Annotated in this window: 19 protein-coding genes, 1 pseudogene and 1 riboswitch; of the genes and pseudogenes, 9 read left to right on the forward strand and 11 right to left on the reverse strand. The window is 73.1% G+C overall.

Features of this window, described 5'->3' with window-relative positions; translation table 11 throughout:
* The first annotated feature begins 77 nt into the window (after positions 1-77).
* Positions 78-1,034, forward strand: a complete 957-nt coding sequence (locus tag C1N91_RS11440) for a cation diffusion facilitator family transporter (RefSeq protein ID WP_137767803.1) — start codon at positions 78-80, stop codon at positions 1,032-1,034.
* Positions 1,035-1,082: 48 nt separating this feature from the next.
* Here C1N91_RS11440 and C1N91_RS11445 read toward each other — a convergent pair whose 3' ends face one another.
* Positions 1,083-1,514, reverse strand: a complete 432-nt coding sequence (locus C1N91_RS11445) for a nucleoside deaminase (RefSeq protein ID WP_137768802.1) — start codon at positions 1,512-1,514, stop codon at positions 1,083-1,085.
* Between the two features lie 75 nt (positions 1,515-1,589).
* Here C1N91_RS11445 and upp point away from each other — a divergent pair, with 75 nt between their 5' ends.
* The 6 genes from upp to C1N91_RS11475 all read left to right on the forward strand — a co-directional run bounded on the left by upp (position 1,590) and on the right by C1N91_RS11475 (position 8,028).
* Positions 1,590-2,225 carry a uracil phosphoribosyltransferase gene (gene upp / locus C1N91_RS11450; protein ID WP_058729799.1) on the forward strand — a complete coding sequence of 212 codons (636 nt, stop codon included), beginning with the start codon at positions 1,590-1,592 and terminating at the stop codon, positions 2,223-2,225.
* 758 nt (positions 2,226-2,983) lie between these two features.
* On the forward strand, positions 2,984-3,754 hold the full coding sequence (locus tag C1N91_RS11455; protein WP_137767804.1) for a winged helix-turn-helix domain-containing protein: 771 nt from the start codon (positions 2,984-2,986) through the stop codon (positions 3,752-3,754).
* A 279-nt stretch (positions 3,755-4,033) separates the two neighbouring features.
* Entirely contained in the window at positions 4,034-4,531 is a 498-nt protein-coding gene (locus tag C1N91_RS11460) for a MarR family winged helix-turn-helix transcriptional regulator (protein ID WP_137767805.1), read from the forward strand.
* On the forward strand, positions 4,528-5,877 hold the full coding sequence (locus tag C1N91_RS11465) for a cryptochrome/photolyase family protein (protein WP_137767806.1): 1,350 nt from the start codon (positions 4,528-4,530) through the stop codon (positions 5,875-5,877). The genes C1N91_RS11460 and C1N91_RS11465 overlap by 4 nt, the downstream gene beginning before the upstream one ends.
* On the forward strand, positions 5,874-7,367 hold the full coding sequence (locus tag C1N91_RS11470) for a serine hydrolase domain-containing protein (protein WP_137767807.1): 1,494 nt from the start codon (positions 5,874-5,876) through the stop codon (positions 7,365-7,367). The genes C1N91_RS11465 and C1N91_RS11470 overlap by 4 nt, the downstream gene beginning before the upstream one ends.
* A gap of 88 nt (positions 7,368-7,455) precedes the next feature.
* A complete protein-coding gene (locus C1N91_RS11475; RefSeq protein ID WP_137767808.1) occupies positions 7,456-8,028 on the forward strand; it encodes a TetR/AcrR family transcriptional regulator in 573 nt (190 codons plus the stop codon).
* Positions 8,029-8,189: 161 nt separating this feature from the next.
* Here the strand turns inward: C1N91_RS11475 and C1N91_RS11480 are convergent, their stop codons facing one another.
* From C1N91_RS11480 to C1N91_RS11500, 5 genes are all read right to left on the reverse strand, one after another.
* Positions 8,190-8,804 carry a superoxide dismutase gene (locus tag C1N91_RS11480; RefSeq protein ID WP_058725055.1) on the reverse strand — a complete coding sequence of 205 codons (615 nt, stop codon included), beginning with the start codon at positions 8,802-8,804 and terminating at the stop codon, positions 8,190-8,192.
* 45 nt (positions 8,805-8,849) lie between these two features.
* The gene (locus tag C1N91_RS11485; protein WP_137767809.1) at positions 8,850-9,359 is read right to left on the reverse strand and encodes a flavin reductase family protein; all 510 of its coding nucleotides are present in this window, start codon (positions 9,357-9,359) and stop codon (positions 8,850-8,852) included.
* A gap of 131 nt (positions 9,360-9,490) precedes the next feature.
* A complete protein-coding gene (locus tag C1N91_RS11490) occupies positions 9,491-11,014 on the reverse strand; it encodes an MFS transporter (RefSeq protein WP_137767810.1) in 1,524 nt (507 codons plus the stop codon).
* Positions 11,015-11,238: 224 nt separating this feature from the next.
* Positions 11,239-12,261, reverse strand: coding sequence for a LacI family DNA-binding transcriptional regulator (locus tag C1N91_RS11495; RefSeq protein WP_254678230.1), 1,023 nt, complete (start codon positions 12,259-12,261; stop codon positions 11,239-11,241).
* Positions 12,240-14,288 carry an aldo/keto reductase gene (locus C1N91_RS11500; protein WP_137767811.1) on the reverse strand — a complete coding sequence of 683 codons (2,049 nt, stop codon included), beginning with the start codon at positions 14,286-14,288 and terminating at the stop codon, positions 12,240-12,242. Before C1N91_RS11500 ends, C1N91_RS11495 begins: the two co-directional genes overlap by 22 nt.
* 136 nt (positions 14,289-14,424) lie before the next feature.
* On the opposite strand from C1N91_RS11500, the gene C1N91_RS11505 reads away from it, so the two are divergent.
* Both C1N91_RS11505 and C1N91_RS16735 read left to right on the forward strand, forming a co-directional pair.
* Positions 14,425-14,979, forward strand: a complete 555-nt coding sequence (locus tag C1N91_RS11505) for a TetR/AcrR family transcriptional regulator (RefSeq protein WP_137767812.1) — start codon at positions 14,425-14,427, stop codon at positions 14,977-14,979.
* Between the two features lie 91 nt (positions 14,980-15,070).
* Positions 15,071-15,241, forward strand: coding sequence for a hypothetical protein (locus C1N91_RS16735; protein ID WP_175416000.1), 171 nt, complete (start codon positions 15,071-15,073; stop codon positions 15,239-15,241).
* 208 nt (positions 15,242-15,449) lie between these two features.
* On the opposite strand, the gene ribH is transcribed toward C1N91_RS16735, so the two are convergent.
* The 5 genes and pseudogenes from ribH to C1N91_RS11530 form a co-directional block, all read right to left on the reverse strand.
* Positions 15,450-15,929: a 6,7-dimethyl-8-ribityllumazine synthase gene (gene ribH / locus C1N91_RS11510; RefSeq protein WP_137767813.1), complete on the reverse strand. Its 480-nt coding sequence runs from the start codon at positions 15,927-15,929 to the stop codon at positions 15,450-15,452.
* A 20-nt stretch (positions 15,930-15,949) separates the two neighbouring features.
* Positions 15,950-16,606, reverse strand: a pseudogene (ribB, locus tag C1N91_RS11515) (3,4-dihydroxy-2-butanone-4-phosphate synthase); the annotation flags it as partial.
* 83 nt (positions 16,607-16,689) lie between these two features.
* Positions 16,690-17,331: a riboflavin synthase gene (locus tag C1N91_RS11520; RefSeq protein WP_137767814.1), complete on the reverse strand. Its 642-nt coding sequence runs from the start codon at positions 17,329-17,331 to the stop codon at positions 16,690-16,692.
* A gap of 90 nt (positions 17,332-17,421) precedes the next feature.
* A riboswitch (FMN riboswitch) is annotated at positions 17,422-17,555 on the reverse strand.
* A 321-nt stretch (positions 17,556-17,876) separates the two neighbouring features.
* Positions 17,877-20,321: a bifunctional lysylphosphatidylglycerol flippase/synthetase MprF gene (locus C1N91_RS11525; protein WP_137767815.1), complete on the reverse strand. Its 2,445-nt coding sequence runs from the start codon at positions 20,319-20,321 to the stop codon at positions 17,877-17,879.
* On the reverse strand, positions 20,318-21,646 hold the full coding sequence (locus C1N91_RS11530; protein ID WP_254678231.1) for an alpha/beta hydrolase: 1,329 nt from the start codon (positions 21,644-21,646) through the stop codon (positions 20,318-20,320). The genes C1N91_RS11525 and C1N91_RS11530 overlap by 4 nt, the downstream gene beginning before the upstream one ends.
* Positions 21,647-21,706: the final 60 nt, after the last annotated feature.

Here is a 21,706-nt window from a genome sequence, read left to right on the forward strand (position 1 = left end):
CGCCCACGCCTAGGATCGGTCCGTCAGGGGGCCGTCCGCGGGGGTCGGCCCGGTGCACCGCAGGGAGAAGGGACACCGTGAGCGCTTCGGGAGGCACCAGGGCGATCGTCGCTGCACTCGCCGCCAACGTCGGCATCGCGATCGTGAAGTTCGTCGCGGCCGCGATCAGCGGGTCGGCGGCCATGCTCGCGGAGGGCGTGCACTCCCTCGCCGACTCGGCGAACCAGCTGCTGCTCCTGCTCGGCGGACGCCGTGCACGGAAGGCCGCCGACCAGGAGCACCCGTTCGGCCACGGCCGCGAACGGTACGTGTACGCGTTCGTCGTCTCGATCGTCCTGTTCACCATCGGCGGCGTGTTCTCGCTCTACGAGGGCGTCGAGAAGCTCGCCGACCCGCACCCGATCACGAACTGGTGGCTCCCCGTCGCCGTGCTCGTCATCGCGATCGGGCTCGAGGGCTTCTCGCTCCGGACCGCGCTGCGCGAGGCCCGCCCGCACAAGGGCTCGCAGTCGTGGGTGCAGTTCGTGCGCCGGGCGAAGGCGCCGGAGCTCCCCGTCGTGATGCTCGAGGACACCGCGGCGCTGACCGGCCTCGTGTTCGCGCTGTTCGGCGTCGGGCTCACCGTGCTCACCGGCAACGGGGTGTTCGACGCGATCGGCACGATCCTCATCGCCCTGCTGCTCATCGCGGTCGCGATCGTGCTCGGCATCGAGACGAAGAGCCTGCTCGTCGGCGAGGGCGCGAGCGCCGCCGACGTCGAGCGCATCCGGGCCGCCGTGCTCGACGGACCCGAGGTCGAGTCGATCGTGCACCTCAAGACGCTGTACCTCGGGCCGGACGAGCTCATGGTGGGCATGAAGGTCGCGGTCGACGGCGACCGACGCCTCGGCGACGTGGCCGCCGGCATCGACACGGTCGAGCAGCGGATCCGCGACGCCGTCCCGGCTGCGCGCGTGATCTACGTCGAGCCGGACGTCCTCCGGACCGGGCCCCGTCCGCCGACCGAGGCGATCGTCATCCGCGCGGCCGACTGAGGCAACCCGTGCCGCCCGCGCCGTCGGTCCGCCAGCGCCGTCGGTCGGTCAGCGGCGCTCGTGGAAGAACGCGTCGAGCAGGTCGGCACAGGCCCGCTCGCGGACGCCGGCGACGACCTCGGCCCGGTGCGGCAGCCGCCGGTCCCGCGCGATGTCGTAGACGCTGCCGCTCGCCCCGGCCTTCGGGTCCCACGCCCCGAACACGATCCGGGGCACGCGTGCGGCCAGGGCGGCACCGGCGCACATCGGACACGGCTCGAGCGTGACGACCAGGGTGTGCTCGGCGAGGTGCCAGTCCCCCGTCGCCGCGGCCGCGGCGCGGAGCGCGAGCACCTCGGCGTGGGCGGTCGGGTCCTGCCGGGCCTCGCGCTCGTTCCGGCCGACCGCGACGACCTCGCCCGCGGCGTCGAGCACGACGGCACCGACCGGGACGTCCCCGGCGGCCAGGCAGGCACGCGCCTCGTCGAGCGCGCGGTCCATCGCCGCGGTGAACGGTCGTCCGGCTGGGTGCTCCACGCGTCGATCCTGCCCCATCGGCACGGTACGCTCGACACCATGCGAGTCCACGTCGCCGACCACCCGCTCATCACCCACAAGCTCTCGGTGCTCCGCGACCGGACCACACCCTCCCCGACCTTCCGCGCGCTGACCGAGGAGCTCGTCACGCTCCTCGCGTACGAGGCGACGCGCAACGTCCGGGTCACGGCGACGCCGATCGACACCCCTGTCGCACACACGATGGGCGTCGCCATCGCGAAGCCCCGTCCGCTCGTCGTGCCGATCCTGCGCGCCGGGCTCGGCATGCTCGAGGGCATGGTCAAGCTCGTCCCCACCGCCGAGGTCGGCTTCCTCGGCATGGCCCGCAACGAGGACACGCTCGAGCCGCAGACCTACGCCGAGCGCCTGCCCGACGACCTGTCCGGCCGGCAGTGCTTCGTGCTCGACCCGATGCTCGCGACGGGTGGCACGCTCGCGGCAGCGATCGACTTCCTGTTCGACCGCGGCGCGGAGGAGGTCACGTGCGTGTGCATCCTCGGCGCACCCGAGGGCCTGGCCGCCGTCGAGCAGGCCGTCGGTGACCGGAACGTGAGCATCGTCCTGGGCGCCCTCGACGAGAAGCTCGACGAGAACGGCTACATCGTCCCGGGTCTCGGCGACGCCGGCGACCGCCTGTACGGCCTGGCCGAGTAGCACCCGCTCCCCCGACGCCCCCGTCGACACGGCTCCGGCCCTGTCGCCGGGGGCGTCTCGCGTCCGCCGTGGTCGTGTCGAGACGCCGGCGTCGATGCGAGACGCGGCGTCCCCGACGAGACGCCGTCGCTTCCGGGGGTGTCTCGGGCGGGAGACGGCGTTCGGCACACATGCCGGCGTCTTGCGCACCGCACCCCGTCCGCGCGGCGGCGTCTCGTGCACCGCACCCCCTGCTCACGCGTGCGTCTCGCGCACCGCGCTCCGTCCGCACGACGCCGGAGGGGAGGCGCGTGGCGGGGTCGCAGCGCGCCTCCCGTCCGGCAGACGGTCCGGTCCGAGCACCGTCTGTCCACTCCCGTCACCGTCCGCACGGACGGTTGACAGCGCCTTGGTATACCGCAGATACTCGTCCCATGACTGTAACCGTGTCCTCCCGAGTCCTCTCCGAGGCCCTGGGGAACGCCGACATCATGATGTCGGCGTCGGCGGTCATGCGTTGTCGAATGTGTGCCTGATCGGTACCCGTTCCAGCCGGATCCCCCGCGACACCACCCCGGTCGCGCGCGTGTGATCCCCGGGTGACAGCACCTCGACGACGTCGCGACAGCACGTCCCGTCGGACCGACCGTCACCCGTACCTCCCGGGAGGCCCCGGTCCACCGCAGGACCGCTGGGCGACACGGCGATCAGCCGTACCCGGACCGACGCACTCGACACCGCACGGTGCACCGCACCGCAGCCCCGCCCGGAGAACCGCCATGTCGCTCACGATCCCCCAGCCCCGCACCGCCCTCCGCCCCGCCACCGCGGTGCCCACCGACCTCGGGACGGTGACCCCGATCCGCCCGCGTCGGGAGCCCGTCGCCCCGCCGGTCCCGAGCGGGATCCCGACCAGCCCGGTCGTCGCGCCGCAGCGGAACCGCGCCCTGCCGGAGGGCACCGAGGCACGCGGCTTCGCGCTGTACGTCGGCATCGACGAGGCTGCTGCCGCCGCTGCCGGCACGACCCTGGCGGCCGTGGTCGAGCAGCTGAAGGCCCTCACCGCCCAGCTCGTGCCGTCGTCGGAGACGTACGCCGCCGTCGCCGTCGCAGCCGAGGGCTCCGGCGGGCGTGACGTCGACGTGGTACGCCTCGCACTGCAGGACCGCTCCGCCGTGGCCGCCCGCAAGCAGGCCGAGAAGCCCGAGCCCGAGGAGACCGGGGTCGTCATCGACATCTCCCGGAAGCGCGTGACGCTCGACGGCGAGGCCGCTCCCCTGACCTACAAGGAGTTCGAGCTCCTGCAGTTCCTCGTGCTGCGCGAGGGCCAGACGGTCGACCGCGCCGCCATCATCGACGGCCTGTGGTCCGACGGCGAGGACGAGACCCCGAACGAGCGCACCATCGACGTGCACGTGCGGCGACTGCGGTCGAAGCTCGGCGCCTTCGAGGAGATCGTCCGGACGGTGCGCGGAGTCGGCTACCGCTTCGACCGGCACGCGGACGTCGCGGTGCGCTACGCGTCGACGCCGTCGCCCGACCTCTTCTGATCCGCTCCGGCGACGTTCGGTGAACTCGCAGCGAACGATTGCCCCGCACGCTGGCGCACCGTTACCTCGTCGTTATACAGTCGGTCATGCAGGCAGTGTTTGCTGTGGCACCGTCTGCGGAATGTGATTGCAGGACACTCTTGGTGCAAGGGAGAGGGCCGGTCGCTCAGAAGGCGACCGGCCCTCGTCACGTCCGGACGCGTCCGTCCCCCGAGCCGGGTGCGGCGTCGCACGCCGTCGGTAGTGTGGGTTGACCGTACGACCGGAGGGACGACGACCGTGGACGACGCACGCCGCAGCGACAAGGCGACCGCTGTCGCGGCCTGGGAGGCCCTGTTCCGGGCGCAGGTGACCGTGATGCGCGCACTCAACGCCGACTTCCCGGGCGGTGAGATCTCCTTCAACGAGTACGACGTCTGCTTCAACCTGTCGACGCAGCCAGGACGGCGCGCACGCATGCGCGACCTGACCGGGCACCTGCTCCTGACGCAGCCGAGCGTGAGTCGCCTGGTGGACCGCCTGGCGTCGCGGGGCATCGTCGAGAAGCAGCCGGACCCGAGCGACGCGCGGGGCGTGATCGTCGCCCTCACGGCGCACGGCTTCGACGTCTACCGCTCGGTGGCGGTGCAGCACGCGCAGACCATCGCCGACCAGGTCGGCGCCGGACTCGACGACGACGAGCTCCGGACCCTGACGGCGCTCTGCACGAAGCTGCGCGACGCAGCGGGCACCGGCGACGTCCGTCGTCCCCGCGCACCCGAGGCGGTGTCGGCGTGAGCGGCGCACTCGTCTGGCTCCGCGAGGACCTGCGACTCGCGGACAACCCCGCCCTGCGAGCGGCGATCGACCACGGCGGTCCGGTGACCGTCGTCGTCGTGCTCGACGAGGAGTCGCCGGGCATCCGTCCGGTGGGCGCCGCCAGCCGCTGGTGGCTCCACCACTCGCTCGCCGCCCTCGACGCCGAACTCCGGGACCGCCACTCACGACTCGTCCTGCGCCGTGGCGCCGCCGCGCGGGTGATCCCCGAGCTCGTCGCGCAGACCGGCGCCGACGCCGTCTACTGGAACCGCCGGTACGGCAAGGTGGAACGCGACCTCGACGCGGGCATCAAGAGCGCCCTGACCGACGACGGGAAGGACGCCCACAGCTTCGCGGCGAACCTGCTCTGGGAACCGTGGACGGTCCTCACCGGACAGGGCGAGCCGTTCAAGGTCTTCACCCCGTTCTGGCGCGCAGCCCAGGCGATGCCCGAACCGCGGCACCCGCTGCCGAAGCCGCGTGACCTGCCCGCCCCGGCGGACGTCGATTCCGACGACCTCGACGACTGGGCACTGCTGCCGACGGCGCCGGACTGGGCGGGCGGGCTCCGTGACGCGTGGGAGCCCGGCGAGGCAGGCGCACACCGGAAGCTCGAGCAGTTCGTGCACGGGCCGCTCGAGGACTACGACCAGCGTGACGAGCCCGCGATGGCCGCGACCAGCGACCTGTCCCCGCACCTCCGGTGGGGCGAGGTCAGCCCGTACCAGGTGTGGCACCGGCTGCACGGCGAACTCGAGCCCGAGCAGCGCCGGCAGGCCCCGGCGTTCCTCCGCCAGCTCGCGTGGCGCGAGTTCAACTGGAACGAGTACTTCCACTGCGACGACATCGCGACCGTGAACGTTCGACGCGAGTTCGACGCCTTCCCGTGGCGCGAGGTGGACGACGACGAGCTCGACCGCTGGCGGCACGGGCGGACCGGCTTCGACCTGGTCGACGCCGGCATGCGGGAGCTCTGGCACTCCGGGGCGATGCACAACCGTGTCCGCCTGGCCACGGCGAGCTTCCTCGTGAAGAACCTCCTCGTCGACTGGCGCATCGGTGAGCAGTGGTTCTGGGACACCCTGGTCGACGCGGACCCGGCGAACAACGCGGGCAACTGGCAGTGGGTCGCCGGCTCCGGCTTCGACGCCGCGCCGTACTTCCGCGTGTTCAACCCCGACCGGCAGATGGAACGCTTCGACCCGCACAAGGAGTACGTGCGGCGCTGGGTTCCCGCGGACGAGGACCGCCCGGAACCGATGGTCGACCTCAAGGCCTCTCGGCAGCGTGCGCTCGACGCCTACGACCGGATGCGTCGCGCATGACGCCGTCGGCCGGGGTGCTCGCGGAGGTCGACGCCCTGTTCGCCGCGCGGGTCGCCGACCGGGTGGCACCGAGCAGCGTCTGGGGCGTGTTCGACCGGGACGGCCTGGTCGCCACCGGCGGGCACGGCGACCGTGGTGACGGCCGCGCACCGGACGCCGACACGGTCTACCGCATCGCCTCGTGCACGAAGAGCGTGACCGCCGCGACGCTCCTCACCCTGGTCGCCGAGGGGCGGGTGGCCCTCGACGACCCGATCACCACGGCCGTCCCGGCGTTCGCCGAGGTCGTCCTGCCGTCGGCCGACGCGCCGGTGCCCACGCTCCGGATGCTCCTGACGATGTCCGGCGGGTTGCCGACCGACGACCCGTGGGCGGACCGGCAGGAGTCGATCGCCGACGACACGTTCGACGCGGTGCTCCGTTCGGGGCTGCTGTTCGACTCCGTCCCCGGCACGCGCTTCGCCTACTCGAACACCGGGTACGCCCTGCTCGGCCGCGCGGTCGCCCACGCCGCCGGGGTGCCGTACACGGAGGCGGTGACGGGCCGGGTGCTCCGACCCCTCGGGCTCACGGACACCGTGTTCAGCGCCGCCGAGGCACGGGGGTACCTCGTCACCGGCCAGCGCGACGACGACGGGTCGTGGACCCCGCAACCGATGACCGGACCGGGTGCGTTCTCGCCGATCGGCGGTCTGTTCTCGACGGTCCGCGACCTGGCACGCTGGGCGCGGTTCCTCGCCTCGGCGTCCAGCGCCGCGCCGGAGGCCGGACCGGTCTCCCCCGCCGACCGCCGCGCGATGCAGCAGGCGATGCGGATCGTGCCGCGCTCGGTGGTGCCGACCGCGGGGCGACCGACGGCGTACGGCTTCGGGCTGTTCGTCGAGCAGGACGACCGCGCCGGGGAGATCGTGTCGCACTCCGGCGGCTACCCGGGCTTCTCGGCGCACGTGCGGTGGTCCGCGGAGCACGGTCTCGGCGTGGTCGCGTTCGAGAACGCGACGCAGGCGAAGGTGTCGGCGCCGACCGAACAGGCGCTCGACCTGTTGCTCGCCGACGCGCTCGGCGACCGGACGACGGGAGCAGCGGGAGCGACGTCAGCGAGCGCAGCGGCCACGGCACCGGGCGTCCGCCGCACCGTCGAGGCCACGCGCGCGGCGCGTCAGGCCGTCACCACACTGCTCCGGGCCTGGGCGGACCCGTCCGTCGACGACGACACCGCCGCCGACCTCGGGGCGGCCGTGTGCACGCCCAACGTCCCGCTCGACCGCCCGTGGGTGACCCGACGCCGCACGCTGCTCGAGGGCGCGCAGGCGGTCGGCGCCGACCTCGCGGCGGCTCCGGTGGACGAGCAGTCCGCGGCGCCGTCGCACCTCCGCTGGTGGCTGCCCGGCAGCGCAGGTCGCCTGCGGGTCGAGATCCGGCTCGCCCCGCTCGCGGCGGGCCGGGTGCAGACCCTGACCGTGACCCCGGAGCGCGCCGAGCAGGGGTGACCGGCGGGCCGGCTGGTGATCCGCTAACATTTCAGGTGATCGTGTCCGCACGGTCGCCGACCGATCACTCGACCTCGCCGGAGACGCCATGCCCAGGAGACCCGACCCGACCCTGAAGCCCGCGATCGTCGCGAAGGTCGCCCGGCACCTGCAGGACACGAAACTCGAGGACGCCTCGGTCCGGAGCATCGGCCGCGTGCTCGGCACGAGTGCGTACCCGATCGTGTACCACTTCGGCTCGCGTGAAGCCCTGATCGACGCCGTGGTCGACCACCTCTCCGCCGCGCAGGACCGTTCCCTCGACCCCGCCGCCGACCCGTGCACGCTCACCGAGCACCTGCTCGCCGTCTTCGGTGGCCTCGACACCCCCGAACGGCGCCTCGCGGCGCGGCTGACGTTCGAGCTCGGGTGCGTCGAGGGGCTCGACGGCCGCGACCGCCAGCTGCGGCTGCACCGCCGCCGGGTCGACGAGCTCTCGGCGTGGTGCCGTGCGCACGGCCGCTGCGAGGCGGACGCGGACCGGACCGCACGGGCCGCGGTCGCCGCGGCGCGCGGTGCCCAGTGGGGTGCCCTCGTCGACCCGGACCGCTCGGACGTCGACGGCGCGCTGCGCGCGATCGCGCACGACCTCGCGGCGTCGGTGCGCCTCGCTGCCGCCTGACGGCCGACGAGCACGGCACCCGGCCGGCACGACGACCGACCCGCACGACGACGGACCGGCGCGATCACCGACCCGCACGACGACGACGGACGGGAGGCGCGGTGCCAGCCGGCACCGCGCCTCCCGTCCGTCAGCCGGTCACCACGTGACCGGCAGCCGCGTCACAGGGTGACGAACGACTGCGACTTGGCGTTCGCGAAGCGAGCCGCGACGTTCTCCCAGTCGACGATGTTCCACACGGCCTTGACGTAGTCCGCCTTGACGTTGAGGTAGTCGAGGTAGAACGCGTGCTCCCACATGTCGAGCATGAAGATCGGCACGACGCCCAGCGGCACGTTGGCCTGCTGGTCGAAGAGCTGGAAGGTGGTGAGCTTCTGACCGACCTGGTCCCACGCGAGCACCGACCAGCCGGAGCCCTGGATGCCCGTGGCGACGGCGGTGAACTGCGCCTGGAACTTCTCGAACGAGCCGAAGAACTCGTCGATCGCCGCGGCGAGCTCGCCCTCGGGGACCTTCGTGTCCGGGCCGAGGTTGGTCCAGAAGATCGAGTGGTTGACGTGGCCGCCGAGGTTGAACGCCAGGTCCTTCTCGAGCTTGTTCACGTTCGCCAGGTTGCCCGACTCGCGGGCCTCGGCGAGCTGCTCGAGCGCGGTGTTCGCACCCGTGACGTAGGTCTGGTGGTGCTTGTCGTGGTGCAGCTGCATGATCTTGCCGCTGATGTGCGGCTCGAGCGCTGCGTAGTCGTACGGCAGCTCCGGCAGGGTGTACTCAGCCATCTGAGGTCCTTTCGATCGGTGGTTGGCGGAACGGTGCCCCGCGGCTCACGAGAGCCGGGAACGGTCGGAGAGGGAGTGGAATTCCCGGTTGTGGTAGACCAGCGGCTCGCCGCGGTCGGTCCCGGTCGCGATGTCGAGCACCTCGGCCACGACGACGGTCGACGAGCCGATCTCGGTCGTCGACCGCGGGCGGCAGCGCAGCGCGGTCGCGGCGGCGGGCAGGTAACGCTCACCGGTCGGCAGCGTCCCCCACATCGGGTCGTCCGCCGCGGGGCTACCGGTCGCGGCGAACCGCTTGGCGAGACCGACGCTGAGCGAGTCGACGAGGTGCACCACGAAGACGTCGGCGCCGAGCACGACCCCGGCGGAGCCGGACTTGGTCGAGAGCGAGAAGACGAGCACGGGCGGGTCGACCGCGACGCTCGCGACGCTCGAGGCGGTCAGGCCCGTCGGACCCTCGGGCCCCTCGGCGGTGATGACCGCGACACCGGCGGGGTGTCCGCGGAAGGCGGCCTTGTACGCGTCGGCGATGGTGGCCGGGGTGTCGTCGGGCATGGCAGTCGTGGTGTTCCTCCGGATGGGATCGGCCGCGGCTGCGCGGCCACCTCCCACCGTAGGACCTCGACCAGGGTCCACGTCAGCGATTCCCAGGTTCGTCCGATCCCGGGCGCGCCGGACGGACCGCCTCAGTCGCGCTTCAGCATCACGACGGAGGCCGCCGCGGCGACGAGCATGAGCACCGCCGCGACCGCACCGGTGATCGTCACGCCGGAGTCGAACGCGGCCCGGGCACTCTCGAGCAGCGCCTGCCCGGCCGTGCCGCCGAGGTCGGCCGCAGCGGACACCGCCCCACCGAGGGTCTCCTGCGCCGCCGTCCGCGCCGAGCCGACGAGGGCGTCCGGCACCGACACGTGGGACCGGTACGCGGTCGCCAGGATCGTCCCGAGCACCGCCGTCCCGAGCACGGCGCCGATCTCGTACGCGGTCTCGGACACCGCCGACGCCGCGCCGGCCTTGTCCGCGGGAGCCGTGGAGATGATGAGGTCGTTCGTGACGGTCTCCGATGCACCGATGCCGATGCCGAGCAGCACGAAGGCGACCGCGAGCGCGACGATCGACGCGTGGTGCCCGAGGACCGAGACCATCGCGTAGGCGGCGGCCGAGAACGTCAGGGAGACGGCGACGACCCAGCGCGGGGCGACCCTGGCGACGATCGGTACGACGACGAGTCCGGCGACGATCGTGAGCACCGACCCGGGCACGAGCACCAGGCCGGACGTGAACGGGTCGAGCCCGGCGACGAGCTGCAGGTGCTGCGCGATGAAGAACAGGAACCCGGTGAGCGAGAACATCGCCGCCATGTTCATGAGCACGCTGCCCGTGAACGCGGTGCTCCGGAAGAGCCGGAGGTCGAGCATCGGCGTGCGCGAGCGCAGCTGCCGGCGGACGAACGCGATGCCGCAGAGCACGCCGACGGCGAGCGCCGCGATCGCGAAGCCGCGCTCCTCCGGGTGCACGACCGACTTGATCGCCCACGCGGTCGGGGCGAGGGTGCCGAGCGACAGCAGCATGCTCGGGACGTCCACCGGACCCGGCTGGGGGTCGCGGGACTCGGGGACGAGGAAGGGCACCCCGACGAGCATGAGCACGAGGATCGGCACCGCGACGAGGAACACCGCACCCCAGTGGAAGTGGGCGAGCAGCGTGCCGCCGACGAGCGGACCGAGCGCGTTGCCCGCCGCGAACATCGTCGACCAGACGGCGAGGGCGACGCGGCGCTCCCCCGCGTCGACGAAGACGTTGCGGATGATCGACAGGGTGGCGGGCATGAGCATCGCGCCGAAGACGCCCATCACGGCGCGGGCGGCGACGAGCATCCAGGCCTCGGTCGCGAAGGCCGCGGCGACGGACAGCAGCGCGAAGCCGGTCGCGCCGACGACGAGGATGCGGCGTCGCCCGATGCGGTCGCCGATGCTCCCCATCACGACGAGCAGGCCGGCGAGCACGAGCGGGTAGGCGTCGACGATCCAGAGCTGGGTCGTCGCGCTCGGGTCGAGGGCACGCGCGATGGTCGGCAGCGCGAAGCTCAGCACGGTGTTGTCGACGGAGATGAGCAGCACCGGCAGCATCAGCACGGCGAGCGCCGCGAACCGACGGGCGCGGCTGCCGGTGACGGCGGTGGCGACGGGGCTGGTGAGCAGAGTGGACACGGTGACTCCCTGGGGAACGAGCCGGACCAGGTCGACGGCGGACACTTTCGGTGGGGCAGACGAGACGGGACGCGGAAGTGGTCACGCGCCCCGTCAGGACTCCATGAGTGTACCGTCTGGACGGTTGTGGTTGCAAGTGCAACCAATCGACGGACGGGAGGCCCGTGGCGACACCGCCACGGGCCTCCCGTCCGTCGTCGGTCCCCGCTGCGGACCGAGGTCGCTCAGGCGGACTCGCGCACCAGCAGCCGGTGGCGGACCGTGCGCTGCACGGCCGCGCCGGACCGCGGCAGGTCGTCGACGAGCATGCCGGTGGCGAGGTCGAGGGCCTCGCGCGCGACGGCGTCGAGGTCGACCGCGAGGGTGGTGAGGGTGGGTGCGACGAGCGTGCCGAGCGCGAGGCCGTCGACGCCGACCACGCGGACGTCCCCCGGGACGTCGATCCCGGCGCGCCGGCAGGCTCCCAGGACCCCGAGCGCCATGAGGTCGTTGAAGGCGAGCACCGCGTCGACCCGGCGGAACCGCTCGAGCGCCCTGGTCGTCATCGCGGCGCCGAGCTCCGAGGTCGGGGCGTCGGCGATCGCGATCTCCGGCAGGTAGCCGCGGCGGCGGAGGGCGTCGAGCATGAGCCGGCCGCGCCCGCTCGGCCGCCCGGTGTCCGAGGCGTCGACGATCACCGGGTGCCGGACGCCCGTCTGCACGAGGTGGTCGGCGAGGTCCTCGACCGCCTGGGTCGGGTCGATCCGGACGGCTCCGCGGAGGACCTCGCCGGCGGGGTCGAGCTCCACCACGGGCACGGAGCCCAGGTGCTCGACGAGTTCGGGCGCCCGGGCCCCGAGGTAGCCGATCACCACGTCCGTCTGCACGCCGAGCGCCCGGACCGCGCGGTCCGAGTCACCGGCGAGCCCGGCGTCGGCGAGCATGACGTCCCACCCGCGTGCGGCCGCGAGCCGGAGCACCGCGGCAGCGAGCTCCGGCGAGTAGGGGTTCCGCAGGTCGTCGACGACGAGCCCGAGCTGCCGGTCGCCGCCCGTGACCAGCCCACGGCCGAAGCGCGAGGGACGGTAGTCGAGCGCCGCGGCCGCCGCGAGCACGCGCTCCTTCGTCGCCGGGCTGATGCCGTACAGGCCGTTCATCGCCCGGGTCACCGTCTGCCGGGAGACCCCGGCAGCGGCCGCGACGTCGTGGATCGTGGCGCGCGCCGGGGTCGGACCGACGGTGCGGCTCAGGCGCGCAGGTCCAGCCACGCCACCTGCTCCGGGCTGAGCTCGACCGACAGCCCCGTCATCGAGGACCGCGCCTCGGCGATCGTGCGCGGTCCGAACAGCGGGAACGTCGGGAACGGCTGGTGCAGCACGTACGCCAGGGCGATCGCGGTCGCGGGCACGCCGTACTGCTCACCGAGCTCCCGCGCGCGGCGGAGGCGCTCGAAGTTGTCGTCGGAGTAGTAGCAGCGCACGAGCTCGGCGTCGCTCGTGTCGCCCGGGGCGGCACGGCCGGTGAAGAAGCCCCGGGCCTGCGACGACCAGGGCAGCAGCGGGACCTGGCGCTCCTCGAGCCAGCGCTTCGACGCCGGGTCGGTCGCGTGCTCGCAGCCGTCCCACGGCACGTCGTACGCCTCGGCCAGGCCGAAGTGGTTGCTGAGGACCTCGAAGCCGTGCCTGCCGTTCGCCGCCGCGTAGGCGTTCGCCTCGTCGAAGCGCGCCGGGGTCCAGTTCGACCCGCCGAACACACGGATCCGTCCGGCACGGCGGTGCTCGTCGAGGACGTCGACGAACTCCCCGACGGGGACGTCCGGGTTGTCGCGGTGCATCATGTAGATGTCCGCGTGGTCCGTGCCCTGCCGGTCGAGGCTCTCGAGGAGCTGCCGGGTGAGCGACTCCGGGTCGCAGTACGGGGTGTGGGCGCCCTTCGTGATGACGACCACGTCGTCCCGGATGCCGCGGTTCTCGATCCACTTACCGAGCCGCCCCTCGAGCACCCCGCCGCCGTAGATGTACCCGGTGTCGAAGACGTTGCCGCCCTGCTCGACGAACATGTCGAAGATCGCGCTCGCGTGGGCGAGGTCGGGCTGGTTGTCGACGCCCATCACCAGGCGGGACATCCGCTTGCCGACACCCGGCACCTCGCCGTAGCGCATCGGGGCGTCGTCGCGGACGCGCAGGGGTCGCCCGCTGACCGTCGGCACGTCGGCGGTCTCGGCCTCGAACGGGTAGCGCAGGCCGATCGCGGCGCGCCAGCGGTCGAGCGTGCGGGCGGTCGCGAGGGTCTCGTCGAGGGTCATCTGCGCCGCCTCGACCGCGCCCGACGCCAGCGCCGCGGTGGTCGCGTCCGCCTCGAGGGCGTAGGGCTCGGCGCCGGCGAAGGACAGCGTGCGGGGGTCCTCGTCGACGGTGTGCACCGTGATGGTCGGGTCGGCCGACAGCGTCCACGGGTCGGTCAGCACGATGCGACCGCGCGTGCCGTGCACGGTGACGGCGTTCTCGTCCTGCACACGGACCCCGGTGCGGACGCTCGCGGTGGTGCCGTCGCGGTACGTCAGGTGTGCGACCGTCCACTCGTCGACGCCGGTCGGACCGAGGGTGCCGGTGGCGGTGAGCTCGACCGGCTCGGCGACGGCGACCCCTGTGGCGGCCTGCACGACCGCGGCGGCCATGGTCACCGGGTAGCCGCCGACGTCCAGGATCCCGCCGCCGGCGGTGGCCACGTCGAACAGACGGCCGCTGCGCTCCCCGCTGCGGAACGCGAAGGACGCGTCGACGTGGGTGACCTGCCCGACGACACCGTCGCGCACGAGGTCGAGCAGCGCCGCGGTCTGCGGGTGGAAGCGGTACATGTACGCCTCGACCAGCGGCAGACCGGCCTGGCGTGCGGCGTCGACGAGCGCCATCGCGGTGCCGTGGTTCGGCGCGAGGGGCTTCTCGCAGAGCACGGCCTTGCCGGCGTCGAGGGCGCGGAGCACCAGGTCGGCGTGACCGGTGTGCACGGTCGACACGTACACCGCGTCGACGGCGGTGTCGGCGAGCACGGCGTCGTACTCCCCCGCGCGGACGTCGGTGAAGCCGTGCTCGGCGGCCTCGTCCGCGAACGCCTGCGCTCGGTCGGGCGACGAGCTCCCGGCGGCCACGAGGGTGCCGGTCGACGCGGGCAGCTGGGAGAGGAAGCGGCGGGCGATGCCGCCCGGGCCGAGGACGGCCCATCCGGGCGTGGTCGCACCGACCGGGGAGCGGTCGCCGGCGGGCGTGGTCGAGGGGGTCGCGGTCTGCGCTGACATGCGGATCCTGTTCCTGTCGTGAACCTTCACGGTCACGGCGACGCTAGCCGCGCGGATGCTGCGGGACAAGCCGCTCGTGAACGTTCACGGAACGCGGCGGTCGTCACGGTCCGGACGGTTCCCTAGACTCGTCCGCATGGCAAGTGCCCGAGACCGTGTCCTGGACAGCTTCGTCGCCATCGTGTGCGAGGAGGGCGAGCGTCCGGCGACCCTCGACGCCGTCGCCGCACGGGCGGGTGTGTCGAAGGGCGGGCTGCTCTACCACTTCGGGTCGAAGGCTGCCCTGGTCGAGGGACTGTGCGAGCGCCTCTCCGACCTGTCCGCCATCGACGTCGACCGGATGCGCGAGGCCGAGGACGGCGCAGCACGGTACTTCGTGCGCAACTGCCTCTACGTCGGGAGCGAGCTCGACCTCGCCCTGCTCGCGGCCAGCCGGCTGCAGCAGGCCGGGTACGAGGAGGCGGGGCGCACCCTCGACGAGACCGAGAACGCGTGGCTGGAGACCCTGGTCGACGCCCTCGGGGACGTCCCCACGGCGCAGGCGGTCAAGCTGCTCGGCGACGGGCTCTACCACCAGGCGTCCCTCGGTGCTGCGATCGCGACCGACGTCCGCCCGAACCGCGGCACCGTCGACATGGACGCGCTGCTCGCGGTCGTCGACCGGCTCATCGCGACCCGGCCCGGGGCCTGACGTCGGCGTCTTCCGGCCGTCCGTGAACCGGTCCGCTCCTTCCTGGGGATAGACTGGTCAGGATCCACCCGCTCGAACCGGAGGTACCACCGTGGGCCGCGTCATCGCCGCTTTCTTCTCGATCCTGCTGCTGCTGGTGTCGATGTACCTGTTCGGGTTCGCGTTCCAGGTGCAGTCGGGCCAGGCGTTCGTCTTCATGGGCGGTCTCGTCCTCATGACGCTCTCGTTCTTCCTGCCGATCCACGTCTTCGGCAAGAAGTAACCACAGCCGTACCACGACGGCCCCGCACCTCGTCCGAGGTGCGGGGCCGTCGTCGTTCGTGGTGGGCCGTGTCGAGCGCGCTGGCGCCGTCGCTCGACCGTCGCTGGCGCTTCGTGTCGAACCACGGATCCGACATCGAACCACGCTCGCTGGCTGGTTCGATGTCGGATCCGTGGTTCGATGTCGGCTCTCGGCCCCGGGCTGCGGGTCAGGCCATCTGGCGCAGGCTCCTCAGCGACACGGCGGTGGCGATCGCGGCGTGCGCGGCCTCGGCGCCCTTGTCCTCCTTCGAGCCGGGTAGACCGGCGCGGTCGATGCCCTGCTGCTCGTCGTCCAGCGTCAGCACACCGAACCCGACGGGCTTGCCGGTCTCGAGCGCGACCGTCGTCAGCCCGTTCGTCGCGGCGCTCGACACGTACTCGAAGTGCGGGGTCCCGCCGCGGATGATCACCCCGAGGGCGACGACCGCGTCGAACCCGCCCTCGAGCGCCGCCTTGGCCACGACCGGCAGCTCGAAGCTCCCCGGCACCGGCACCACCTGTGCGGTGGCGCCCAGGCGCTGCACCTCGCGCTGGGCACCGGCGAGGAGGCCCCCCGCGATGGTCTCGTGCCACTGCCCGGTCACGATCGCCACCCGGATCCCCGATCCGTCGACGTGGTCGCGCTCGGCGGCTCCTGCTCCGCTCATCGTGTCGTTCCCTCCTGGGGCGCGGACCCAGCCGCCGCCCGGTCTGCCGCGTCGAGCCACTCGACGAGTGCGGCGATGGTGATGACGGGCACGCCCTCGCGCGCCCCGAGTTCGACGAGGCCCGGCAGACGCATCATCTCGCCGTCCTCGCCGACGATCTCGCAGATCGCCGCGGCGGGACGGAGCCCGGCTGCGGTGACCAGTTCGATCGCGGCTTCGGTGTGCCCGGCGCGCTCGCGGACGCCGCCGGGTCGGGCCCGCAGCGGGACGACGTGTCCCGGGCGGTGCAGGTCGTCGCGGACCGAGGCCGGGTCGGCGAGCACCCGGAGGGTCCGTGCCCGGTCGTGCGCGCTGATGCCGGTCGTGACACCGACCGCGGCGTCGACCGTGACGGTGTAGGCGGTGCCGCGGACGTCCTCGTTGTGCGCGACCATCGGCGGGAGGTTGAGCGCGTCGGCGATCTCGGCGCTGACCGGGGCGCAGATGAACCCCGACGAGTGCGCCACCGTCCACGCGATCCACTCCGGGCTGGCGAGCTCGGCGGCGAGGATCACGTCGCCCTCGTTCTCGCGGTGCTCGTCGTCGGCCACGATCACCGGGCGTCCGGCGGCGATCGCCGCGACGGCGTCCGGGATGCTCGACAGCGCGGGCCCTGCCGGAGCGCCGGTGCCGACCACGTCTTCCCCGTGGTCCGCCTGCCCGGCTGCACCCGTCGGCCCGACGCCGCCCGTCTGCGCACGGTCGGCGGCGTCGACGGCGGTCACCGTGCCTCCAGGACGGGTGCGGTCGCGGCGTCGAGCCGGAGCATCCGGCGGACGTGGCGCGTCAGGACGTCGGTCTCGATGTTCACCCGGTCGCCGGGGACACGGGCGCCGAGCGTGGTGGCCTCGAGCGTCTCCGGGATCAGGCTGACCTCGAACCACGCGTCGGACGGCGGGGTGTCCTCGTCGGACACGGCGCTGACGGTGAGCGAGACGCCGTCGATCGCGACCGAGCCCTTGTCGACGACGAGCGGGCTGAGGTCGGGCGCCAGCGAGAACCGGACGCGCCGCCACCCGTCGCCGTCGGCGGTCTCGAGCACGGTGGCCGTGCCGTCGACGTGGCCCTGGACGATGTGTCCGCCGAGGCGGTCGCCGACCGAGGCCGCGCGCTCCAGGTTGAGCCGGTCCCCCACGGCGAGCGCGCCGTGGGCGCTCATGTCGAGCGTCTGCTTCATGACGAAGGCGGTGAAGGTCTCGTCGGTCTGCTCGACGACGGTCAGGCAGACGCCGCTCGTGGCGATGGAGTCGCCGTGGCGGGCGTCGGCGACGACCTTCGGGCCGCGGACGGTGAGCGCGACGGAGTCGCCGTGCTGCTGGACGGCGGTGACGGTGCCGAGTTCCTCGATGATGCCGGTGAACACTGGTGTCCTCTCAACGGGACTCCGGGGGTGCTCGACGATCGTCGGCATCGACGGACCGGGCGCGTCCGGGTACGGACGTGTCCTGTCCGCCAGCGCTTCCTCCCATCCGGACTCTCACCGTCGGTCCCGGAATCCCACCGGGTCAGCATCGGTCGGGTTCGCACCCGTCGTCAGCTCGTGGACTGTCACCACCGGTTCGGACTTGCACCGACCCCGGAGCGCTTGCGTACCCCGAACGATACCCCACGCCCCCGACCGTCCGCCCGGCGGCGTTGCGCCGTGTGACGGCGCCGCGGGGTCCGGCCGACCGGCCACGGGACGGACGGGAGGCGCGTGGCGGGGGTGCGACGGGCCTCCCGTCCGTCGCATGGTGCGCCGCGAGACGCCGGCGTCCCCGTGGAACGCCGCTGTCGCCGCGAGACGCCGCCGCATCCGACGGCGTCCGGCACACCCGGCGGCGTCTCGTGTGGACGCCGGCGTCTCGCGGACCACTCCGCCCCTCGATGGACGCCGGCGCCTCGTGCCGACGCCGGCGTCCCGCGTGGTCAGTGCCGCCCGCGCACCAGCGCCACCGCCTGCCGCAGCGACAGGTCCGGCAGGTAGGCCCGCACGACGGCGACCCCGATCGCCGGCAGCGCCACCGGGTCCGGGTAGGCGAGCACCAGCGGGTGCAGGTCCGGCCCGAACTTCGCCTTGAACCGCAGCAGCGAGCGGAAGCCGTAGACCGGCTCGAGCACACCGCCGACCAGGTCGAGCAGGTCCTGCACGCCCTCCGCGGCGGGTGCACCCTCGGCGGACTGTGCGAGCGGCGCCGCGGAGAGGCTGAGGCGTTCCACCCCGTCGTCACGCATCCGCTGTGCGGCGCTGGCGACGAGGAACTCCATCACGCCGTTCGGGGCCGCGTGCGTGCGGCGCATCACGTCGAGCGTCCAGCCGACGACCCGGCCGGCACGGTGGCTCGGCAGCCAGCTCGTGACGGCGAGGACGGTGCCCTCCGGGTCGAGTGCGACGAGCGTCCGCACCGCCGGGTCCCGCATCTCGTCGATGCCGCCGAGCGTGAACCCCATCTCGGGCAGTTCCCGTTCCGAGACCCACTCCTCGGAGATCGCCTCGATCTGGCGCACCGTCGCCGGGGGCAGGTCCTGCCAGGACGACCACAGTGCGGTGATGCCCTCACGGTCCGCCTTGTTCACGGCCGTGCGTACGTCCTGCTTCTTCTTGCCGCTCGTGGTCCAGGTCCGAGGGTCGAGGTCGGCGTCCTCCGCGACCGGCAGTGTCTCCCACCCCTGCGCGGTGAGTGTGCCGGCGGCCTCGGTCCCGATGCCGTAGAACACGGCCGTCCAGCCGTTGTCGTCGCACCACCGGGCGAAGTCGATCATCGCCGCGTCGCGGGCGTCGGGCCACCCGAACGGGCCGCCGACCGTCACCGCCACCCGGCCGTTCCGGCGGAACGCGACACCGGCGCGGCCGTCCTCGCTGAACCAGTACGCGTTGCCCTGCCAGGTCGTCATCCAGCCGAAGGTGTCCCCGCCGGCGGCCTCGAGCAGCGTGCGGGCACGGAGCCGGCTCTCGCGCAGCCCGTCGGCGTCCGCGTCGGGTTCGACGGCACCGGTGGGACGGACCGCGGCGCCGGCGACGACAAGCCAGAGCACCGGGCCCGCGGCGCCGAGCACGAAGCGGAGTGCCGGGTCGAGGGAGGCCAGCCGGTCCCAGAACACCACGGGCGACAGCGGGCCGAGCGCCGCGACGACGAGGCGGAACGGGTCGGCGACGGTCTCCCGGGTCGACGCCGCAGTGACGAGCACGACGGTCGTCACGACGACGAGCGCGACGAGGACGACGACGGCGAAGGTCACGACACGGCGGCGTGCGGGCAGGACGGTGAACGACCGGCGGAGCAGCACCAGGACGAGTGCGGTCGCGAGGGGTACGACGACGGAGGCGATCACGGAGACGGTGACCACGAAGCGGTTCTCGGCGCCGTGGAGCGCTGCCGCTCCGGCGGGCAGGAGTCCGTAGGTCACGGCGGCTGCGACGGCGAGCACGACGTCGACGACCACGGCGAGCCACACCGCGAAGCGGCTCCCGCGGAACAGCCCGAGTCCGGCGACGAGGAGAACCAGGAGCGGCGCGACCGCCAGCACGAGCGTCCAGGGATCGGTCGCCCGGTACGCCAGCAGTCCCCGGAGGCACTCGCCCGACGCGCTGTCCGCACGGCAGCCGTGCACGGGGGTGACCGGACCGGTGCCGACGACGGCCGCGAGCGGGGCGAGGAGCCCCACCCGGGCACGGGACACGAGTGCGATCACCGGGCCGACGGCGGACACCAGGACCACGGTTCCGAGCAGGACGCGCGTCTCGCGGTGCGAGCTCCTGGTCCAGCCGATCCGGGCCGGACCGCGCCGGAGCAGGTCACCGAGCAGCCACCCGGCCGCGGTCGCGAGTGCGGCGTACAGATCCGAGGCGTGCCCCGCGTAGAGCAGCAGCGCGGCGACGACTGCCACGGCGTTGACCCGGATGCGTCGGCGCCAGAGCGGGCCGGCGAACGCGCTCGCGGTGACGATCGTGCCGACCAGGGCGGTCCAGGGGTCGAAGCTCGTGGCGCGTCCGAGCAGCAGGCTCCCGACCTGGCGGCCGTCCTGGTCGACGAGCGCCGTCAGGGCGCCGAGCCCGGTCCCGACGACGGTCGTCACGACGAACGCGAGGACGGTCCGGCGTCCGCCCATGAGCCGCTCCGACGCTCCGACGAGCACCACGACCCCGACCAGGGTGAGGACGAGTGCCACGACACCGGTCGTCACCGCGAAGACGCGGAACGGGCTGAGGGGCACGGCGTCGAGCGTCGCGGTGCGCGCGACGACACGGACGACGAGTCCCCCGACCGAGGTGAGGAGCACGAGGACGAAGACGACGGCGGTGACCGGGTACCGGCGGACCGACCGGGCGATCCGCGACCACACGGCGGTCACTCCTGACGTGGTCCTGCTCACAGCGCACCCTCCTGTTGCGGGAGACCGAGGTGCCCCAGCACGACGGGCAGCCCGTGTGCGAGCACGTAGCGCACGGTGTTCCAGTCGTGTGCCGATCCCGGCGACACGATGACCTGCGTCTGCATGCCCGCACGGACCGCTGCGGCGTGCAGGGTCTCGGTCGACGCCCGGTAGGGAGCGTCCTCCGAACCGTAGCCGAACACGGTGAGGTGGTCACGGTACGGACCGTGCGCCGCCATGATCGCAACCGGTGCCGCGGCGCGGTACGCCGCCGTCGACCCGCCGAAGGCCAGCGCGGTGCTCGTGTGCGCGTTGCCCGTGACGGGGGCGAGTTCGCTGGAGATCGCCAGCGCCGAGCCGAACACGTCGGGGTGCTCGGTGGAGAACTGCATCGCGCAGGTCGCGCCCTGTGAGAACCCGGTGATGCCCCAGGCGTCGGGTCCGCTGGCGACCGGCAGGTGGTGCTGGATCCAGTCGACCGTGTCGGTCATCACGTAGGTCGCGCTCCGACCGAGGCGTCGGGAGTCCACGCACATCGGGTTCCGGTTCGGCGCCCCGAGCTGGTCCGGCGCGACGACGATCGGCGCGAGGCCGTCGTGGGCCGCCGCGTAGCGGTCGAGGAAGCTCCCGAGGTCTCCGGTCTGGAACATGTCGGCCGGCTGACCGGGCTGCCCCGAGAGCGCGACGAGCACGGGCAGGCGTGGCGGATCCGCGACCTGCGCCGCCGGCGGGAGCCAGACCACCGCCTTGCGGGCACGGAAGTGCGATACCTTGCCCGGGATCGACACGCTGAACGTCTCCCCCTTCGACGGCATGCCGGCGGGTGCGTGCCAGTCCGCCGCGTCGACCTCGGGCTGCGATCCCTGGTCGGCCAGCACCGGCAGGTCCCGGGTCTTGTAGGGGTTGGTCGCGATGGCCTGCTCGATGTTCTTGTAGAACCCGAAGTCCACGTTGACGCCGAGGCCCGCGGACAGCACGAGCGCGCCGGCCGCTGCGACGGCGAGGACGCGTGCGAGCCACCCGCCCTGCACCGCCACGACGAGCAGCAGCGCCACACCGGCGAACGCGAAGGCGATCCACATCCGGGTGACGGGGGTGAACTGCACGCCGAAGTCGTCCTGCACGTCGCCCGTCCACCACACCGCGGCGAGGCCGATCCCCGCGCCGACCGCGACTCCTGCGACCCGGACCGCGGCGCGACGCAGCCGGTGCCGCTCGTGCAGCGGACCGACCAGCGCCCAGCCGGCGAGGAGGGCTGCGATGACGTACACCGGGACGAGCAGACTGCTGCCGGTGATCGGGACGCGGAGGAGTTCGTGGAGCACGGGTTCATCGTGGCCCCGCAGCGCTGCCGCACAGCCTCGGAAGCGCTTCCACTGCGCACA

Origin of the sequence: Curtobacterium sp. SGAir0471 (assembly GCF_005490985.1) — a bacterium.
In the GTDB taxonomy this organism is placed as follows: Bacteria; Actinomycetota; Actinomycetes; order Actinomycetales; family Microbacteriaceae; genus Curtobacterium.